This is a genomic window from Dietzia sp. HMSC21D01 (assembly GCF_001815995.1).
In the GTDB taxonomy this organism is placed as follows: domain Bacteria; phylum Actinomycetota; class Actinomycetes; order Mycobacteriales; family Mycobacteriaceae; genus Dietzia; species Dietzia cinnamea.
Genome location: NZ_KV823870.1, coordinates 1 through 6,171 on the forward strand (window position 1 = coordinate 1; position 6,171 = coordinate 6,171).

8 protein-coding genes are annotated in these 6,171 nt (G+C 69.5%); 7 read left to right on the forward strand and 1 reads right to left on the reverse strand.

Annotation, left to right across the window (positions count from 1 at the left end; genetic code table 11):
• Positions 1-1,744, forward strand: a 1,744-nt coding sequence (locus HMPREF3086_RS06915) for a DNA translocase FtsK (protein ID WP_246830928.1), incomplete at its 5' end; no start/stop codon positions are given.
• Between the two features lie 3 nt (positions 1,745-1,747).
• Here HMPREF3086_RS06915 and HMPREF3086_RS06920 read toward each other — a convergent pair.
• Positions 1,748-2,029, reverse strand: a complete 282-nt coding sequence (locus HMPREF3086_RS06920) for a YciI family protein (protein WP_061227727.1) — start codon at positions 2,027-2,029, stop codon at positions 1,748-1,750.
• An 88-nt stretch (positions 2,030-2,117) separates the two neighbouring features.
• Between HMPREF3086_RS06920 and pgsA the strand changes: the two genes are divergently transcribed.
• From pgsA to recA, 6 genes are all read left to right on the forward strand, one after another.
• Positions 2,118-2,705 carry a CDP-diacylglycerol--glycerol-3-phosphate 3-phosphatidyltransferase gene (gene pgsA, locus HMPREF3086_RS06925; RefSeq protein ID WP_061227726.1) on the forward strand — a complete coding sequence of 196 codons (588 nt, stop codon included), beginning with the start codon at positions 2,118-2,120 and terminating at the stop codon, positions 2,703-2,705.
• A gap of 7 nt (positions 2,706-2,712) precedes the next feature.
• Positions 2,713-3,264 (forward strand): nicotinamide-nucleotide amidohydrolase family protein, encoded by a 552-nt coding sequence (locus tag HMPREF3086_RS06930; RefSeq protein ID WP_061227725.1) that lies wholly within the window; start codon positions 2,713-2,715, stop codon positions 3,262-3,264.
• A 31-nt stretch (positions 3,265-3,295) separates the two neighbouring features.
• Complete coding sequence (locus tag HMPREF3086_RS06935) at positions 3,296-3,595, forward strand: helix-turn-helix domain-containing protein (RefSeq protein WP_371412126.1); 300 nt, start codon at positions 3,296-3,298, stop codon at positions 3,593-3,595.
• A 96-nt stretch (positions 3,596-3,691) separates the two neighbouring features.
• Positions 3,692-4,525, forward strand: a complete 834-nt coding sequence (locus HMPREF3086_RS06940) for a PspA/IM30 family protein (protein WP_070720973.1) — start codon at positions 3,692-3,694, stop codon at positions 4,523-4,525.
• Between the two features lie 67 nt (positions 4,526-4,592).
• Entirely contained in the window at positions 4,593-4,787 is a 195-nt protein-coding gene (locus HMPREF3086_RS06945; RefSeq protein WP_070720976.1) for a DUF3046 domain-containing protein, read from the forward strand.
• A gap of 236 nt (positions 4,788-5,023) precedes the next feature.
• Positions 5,024-6,127, forward strand: coding sequence for a recombinase RecA (gene recA / locus HMPREF3086_RS06950; RefSeq protein WP_007627535.1), 1,104 nt, complete (start codon positions 5,024-5,026; stop codon positions 6,125-6,127).
• The last annotated feature ends 44 nt before the right edge of the window (positions 6,128-6,171 follow it).

The following is a 6,171-nucleotide window of genomic DNA, read 5'->3' on the forward strand; positions in this document are numbered from 1 at the left end:
GGCCCGTGCCGCGGCGGAGGAGGCCCCCACCCGAGTGGCATCACCGCGGACCTCCGCACCCACGCCCGCGGCCCGTGCGTCCGCGCCCGCCCCGGTGACGCCCGCGGTGGACACCTCGGCCGTGCCGCAGACCAACACGCCGTCGACGCACACGGCCGCCGAGAGCGACACGGAGCGGCTCTCCTCGCAGACCCAGCTCCTCAGCGGCATCGACTACGCGCTGCCGCCGGTCAGCCTGCTCACCGCCGGCGACCCGCCCAAGGCGCGGAGCGAGTCCAACGACCAGATGATCGAGGCCATCCAGGGCGTTCTCGAGCAGTTCAAGATCGACGCCGCCGTCACCGGTTTCACCCGCGGCCCGACGGTCACCCGCTACGAGGTGGAGCTCGGACCGGGCGTCAAGGTCGAGAAGATCACCGCACTGCACCGCAACATCGCGTACGCGGTGGCGACGGACAACGTGCGACTGCTCGCGCCGATCCCCGGCAAGTCCGCCGTCGGTATCGAAGTGCCCAACCTCGACCGCGAACTCGTCCGGCTCGCCGACGTCCTCACCGACCCCAAGACCGCGAGCAAGCACAACCCCATGCTCATCGGTCTGGGCAAGGACATCGAGGGCGACTTCGTCACTGCCGACCTCGCCAAGATGCCGCACCTGCTGGTCGCCGGCTCGACCGGCTCCGGTAAGTCGAGCTTCGTCAACTCGATGCTCGTGTCGCTGCTCACGCGCGCCACCCCGGACGAGGTCCGTCTCATCCTCATCGACCCCAAGATGGTCGAGCTCACGCCGTACGAGGGCATCCCGCACCTCATCACGCCGATCATCACGCAGCCCAAGAAGGCGGCCGCGGCCCTGGCGTGGCTCGTGGAGGAAATGGAGCAGCGCTATCAGGACATGAAGTCCACGCGGGTACGGCACATCACCGACTTCAACGAGCGCGTGAAGTCCGGGGCCATCACCGCGCCGCCCGGCAGCGAGCGGGTCTACCGCCCGTACCCGTACATCGTGGCCGTCGTCGACGAGCTCGCCGACCTCATGATGACCGCACCGCGCGACATCGAGGACGCGATCGTCCGCATCACCCAGAAGGCGCGCGCCGCCGGCATCCACCTCGTGCTGGCCACGCAGCGGCCGTCGGTCGACGTGGTCACCGGCCTGATCAAGACGAACGTGCCGTCGCGGCTGGCGTTCGCCACCTCGTCACTGACGGACTCGCGCGTCATCCTCGACCAGGCGGGCGCCGAGAAGCTCATCGGTATGGGTGACGGCCTGTTCATCCCGATGGGCGCCTCCCGCCCCATCCGTATGCAGGGCGCGTTCATCACCGACGAGGAGATCCACGAGGTCGTCGACTACGCCAAGAACCAGGCCGAGCCGGAGTACGACGAGTCCATCACCGCCGCGAAGGACGACGGCAAGAAGGACATCGACTCCGACATCGGGGACGACCTCGACGACCTGCTCGCCGCGGTCGAGCTCGTGGTCTCGAGCCAGTTCGGCTCCACCTCGATGCTCCAGCGCAAGTTGCGCGTGGGGTTCGCCAAGGCGGGCCGCCTCATGGATCTCATGGAGTCCCGCGACATCGTGGGCCCCTCGGAGGGGTCCAAGGCGCGCGAGGTCCTGGTCAAGCCCGAGGAGCTGGCGTCGGTGCTGTGGATGATCAAGGGCGGGACCCCGCCCGAGGACGATCCCGGCGAGCAGCCCGCCGAACTCGACGCGCCGGCCGAGACGCCGGTCGGATAGCGGTCAGGAGAAGGCGCCGAAGACGGGCCTCCACTCCCGCACCGTGATCTCCGAGACCATCCCGCGTAGGCAGTGGGGGTCGTCGTTCACGAGGGAGCGCGCGGCCTCGTCGTCGTCGGCCTCCACGAGCAGCAACGCGCCTGAACCGTCGACGAACGGTCCCACGGACCGGATGGCGCCGGCGGTGACCTGCGCGTCCAGCCACTCACGGTGGGCGGGTTTGTTGGCCTCGCGCTCCTCGCTCTGGGCGGCCTCGTAGCGGTAGGTGACGGCGAACAGCGGCATGGGTGGCTCTCCCTCGGGGGTCGGCGGTGACGGGCGGGGGTGCGCCCGGGGCCAAGGGTATTCCCCGGGGTCTCGCTAAGGTGTGGGGGTGACTGCTTCCACGCGCGAGGACGGGCGACCCGCCGCCGACGTCCCCGTCCTCAACATCGCGAACGTCCTCACCGTGCTGCGGATCCTCCTCGTGCCCGTCTTCGTCGTGATGTTCTTCGTCGCGGGCGCCCAGGAGCCGTGGTGGCGGGTGGGCGCGTTCGTCGTCTTCGCCGTGGCCATGCTCACCGACTACGTGGACGGCTACCTCGCGCGGCGGCTCGGCCTGGTGACCGACTTCGGCAAGATCGCCGACCCGATCGCGGACAAGGCGCTCATCTCCGCCGCACTCATCTCGCTGTCCCTCGTGGGCGAGCTGTTCTGGGCGGTGACCGTCGTGATCCTCGTCCGCGAGGTGGGTATCACGCTCTGGCGCCTGTTCGGCGTCGACTACGTGGTGGCCGCCAGCAAGGGCGGCAAACTCAAGACCGTGACCCAGACCCTCGGCGTGGGAATGCTCATCCTGCCGCTGCCGCACTGGGTGTGGCCCGCCGAGTGGGTCGTCATGGGCATCGCCGTGGCGCTGACCGTGTACACGGGCGTGGACTACCTGGTCAAGGCCAGGCGGGCCGCGCTCGTGCGGAGCTGAGACCGGTATGGACGCCGTACCGCCGTCGCCGGACACCGCCCCACCGTCACCGGCCGCCGCGGCGGCCGTCGCCGCGCTCCGCGACCGCGGGTGGACGCTGGGCACTGCCGAGTCCCTCACCGCCGGGTTGCTCGCCGCGACCGTCGCCGAGGTTCCTGGCGCGAGTGCCGTGCTGCGCGGGGGACTGGTCGTCTACGCGACCGCCCTCAAGCACGAGCTCGCCGATGTGCCCACCGACGTCCTCGAGCGCCACGGCGCGGTGTCCCCGGAGACCGCACGCGCCCTCGCCACGGGCGCGGCACGACGCTGCGGGGCGGAGGTGGGCGTGGGACTGACCGGCGTCGCCGGGCCCGACACCCAGGAGTGCAGACCGGTGGGCACCGTGTACGTGGGCCTGACGACCCCGGACCGCGCGGCGTGGTCGGTGCCGCTGTCCCTGTCGGGCGGCCGGTCCGCGATCCGCCGCGCGGCCTGCGAGTCGGCGTTGGCGCTGGTCGTCGCCGCGGCCGGTGGGGATACGGGGGGCGACGACGGCGACGGGAACGAATCCGGGAACTGACGCGTTGTACCGAGTGATGCCGAACATCCAGATGACCACACTGCCCCGACCGGACCAGCCCGGAGCGACTCCGCTGCTGCGCGAGACCCTCGGTACCGTCCTGCGCGGGCTTCGCGGGGAGACGGGTCGGACCCTGCGTGACGTGGCCGACGCCGCGCGGGTCAGCCCGGGCTATCTCTCCGAGATCGAACGCGGCCGCAAGGAGGCCTCGAGCGAGCTCCTCGCCTCCATCTCGGGGGCGCTCGACGTATCCCTGGGCGAGATCCTCATCCGCGCCGCGCTCGAGGTCTCGCCTCCCGGGACCCTCGCGGAACCCGTACTCGCGGCCTGACAGTGCCGCCGCGTCGCCCGGTGGTCGCACACGGGCGTCGTTCGGTACCGTGGAACAGACCCGTCGTCCGAATCGGCAGAAGGACACTACGCAGCGATGGCCAATCCGTTCACCAAGGCATGGCGCTACCTCATGGCGTTGTTCGATTCGAAGATCGACGAGAATGCTGACCCCAAGGTTCAGATCCAGCAGGCGATCGCCGACGCGCAGCGCCAGCACCAGCAGCTCTCGCAGCAGGCCGCGGCGGTGATCGGCAACCAGCGTCAGCTGGAGATGAAGCTCAACCGGCAGCTCGCGGACATCGAGAAGCTCCAGGGGTCGACCCGCCAGGCGCTGCAGATGTCCGAGCAGGCGCGCAACAACGGCGACATGCAGAAGGCCACCGAGTACGAGAACGCCGCGGAGGCGTTCGCCGCGCAGCTCGTGACCGCCGAGCAGAACGTCGAGGATCTCAAGGGTCTTCACGACCAGTCGCTCCAGGCCGCCGCGCAGGCCAAGAAGGCCGTCGAGCAGAACGCCATGGTTCTGCAACAGAAGGTCGCCGAGCGCACCAAACTGCTCAGCCAGCTCGAGCAGGCCAAGATGCAGGAACAGGTCAGCGCCTCCCTGCAGTCGATGTCGGAGCTGTCGTCGGGCGGCAACACCCCGAACCTCGACCAGGTCCGCGACAAGATCGAGCGTCGCTACGCCAACGCCCTCGGCTCCGCCGAGCTCGCGCAGAACTCCGTGCAGGGCCGGATGCTCGAGGTCGAGCAGGCGTCGACCCAGATGGCCGGTCACAGCCGCCTCGAGCAGATCCGGGCGTCGATGAAGGCCGAGGGCGGCCAGCTCGGCCAGGGCTCCGGTGCCGCCGGTCAGATCGGCCAGGGCCAGTCCCAGCCGGCCACCCCGCCGCAGCAGCAGCAGCAGGCGCAAACCGAACAGCAGTGATTTCTGGGCAACGGGCCGTCGGCGAGCGTGCCGGCGGCCCGTTGTCGTCCGCAGGGGAGGGTGAGACGTGACGCTGACCGAGTTCCAGGCACGCACGGTCGAGGCGTTCGGTACGCTGCGCGCCGACCATCTGGTGCGCTCGCACCACCTGGCGTCGTGCGGCGGTAGGACCGCACGCGAGGCAATCGACGCGGGGGAGTCCGTCAAGCGCGTGTGGCTCGCACTGTGCGACGAGTTCGAGGTGCCCGAGCATCTGCGCTAGGCGGATCCGCGGGGCGTGTCCCTCGACCTCGAACACCCGTTCGGCTACACTCGAATGCACGTGTTGGCGGGTCCACCGTCCACAGGGATCCACAGGGCGTGCCTCCTCCACAGGGGCAGGTCGCCGGGTCCGGCGCGAGAGGTTGGTGTCGTACCCGGACGCTAACGTCCGCGAGTGAAGACCACACAGACCGACCGGCCGGGCGCCGGGGGGTCGGACCGAGAACGGAGCATGAGATGGCAGGCAAGGCTAAGGCGGGCTCGAGCAAGCCCGGAGCCGCCCAGAACCGCGAGCAGGCGCTGGAGCTGGCTCTGGCGCAGATCGACAAGGCCTACGGCAAGGGCTCCGTCATGCGGCTGGGCGATGACACCCGGCCGCCGGTCCAGGTCATCCCGTCGGGTGCACTGTCGCTCGACGTGGCGCTGGGCGTGGGCGGCTTCCCCCGGGGTCGCGTCGTGGAGATCTACGGCCCGGAGTCCTCGGGTAAGACCACGGTGGCGTTGCACGCCGTGGCCAACGCCCAAGCGGCCGGAGGCATCGCGGCGTTCATCGACGCGGAGCACGCGCTCGACCCGGAGTACGCCCGCAAGCTGGGTGTGGACACGGACAACCTCATCGTCTCGCAGCCCGACACCGGTGAGCAGGCGCTGGAGATCGCGGACATGCTGGTCAAGTCCGGCGCGATCGACATCCTCGTGATCGACTCCGTCGCGGCGCTGGTGCCTCGTGCGGAAATCGAGGGGGAGATGGGCGACAGCCACGTCGGTCTGCAAGCCCGGCTCATGAGCCAGGCGCTGCGCAAGATGACCGGCGCGCTGCACAACACCGGCACCACCGCGATCTTCATCAACCAGCTGCGAGAGAAGATCGGTGTGATGTTCGGTTCACCGGAGACCACCACCGGCGGTAAGGCCCTCAAGTTCTACGCGTCCGTCCGTCTTGACGTTCGCCGCATCGAGACCCTCAAGGACGGCGCCGACGCGGTCGGTAACCGCACCAAGGTCAAGGTCGTCAAGAACAAGGTCGCACCGCCGTTCAAGATCGCCGAGTTCGACATCCTGTACGGCGAGGGCATCAGCCGCGAGGGCTCGCTCATCGACATGGGCGTGGACAACGGCTTCATCAAGAAGTCCGGCTCCTGGTTCACTTACGGTCAGGACCAGCTCGGCCAGGGCAAGGAGAACGCCCGCCGGTACCTCAAGGACAACCCGTCGGTGCGGGACGAGATCGAGCGGAAGATCCTCGACAAGCTCAACATCGGGGCGGGCGCGGAAATCGCGGAGATCGAGGCGGAGTCCGACGAGGACGCTCCGATCGACGTGGTTCCCGTCGACTTCTGATGTCCGGCCGGTCGACCCGGCCGGACCCGGCCGCCGGGGGACCC

Bases quoted from the DNA above. Each gene is read 5' to 3' on its own strand.
- HMPREF3086_RS06920 (WP_061227727.1), bottom strand. From the start codon at position 2,029: ATGCCGCTGTTCGCCGTCACCTACCGCTACGAGGCCGCCCAGAGCGAG.
- HMPREF3086_RS06930 (WP_061227725.1), top strand. From the start codon at position 2,713: ATGGACGCCGTACCGCCGTCGCCGGACACCGCCCCACCGTCACCGGCC.
- HMPREF3086_RS06935 (WP_371412126.1), top strand. From the start codon at position 3,296: ATGACCACACTGCCCCGACCGGACCAGCCCGGAGCGACTCCGCTGCTG.
- HMPREF3086_RS06940 (WP_070720973.1), top strand. From the start codon at position 3,692: ATGGCCAATCCGTTCACCAAGGCATGGCGCTACCTCATGGCGTTGTTC.
- recA (WP_007627535.1), top strand. From the start codon at position 5,024: ATGGCAGGCAAGGCTAAGGCGGGCTCGAGCAAGCCCGGAGCCGCCCAG.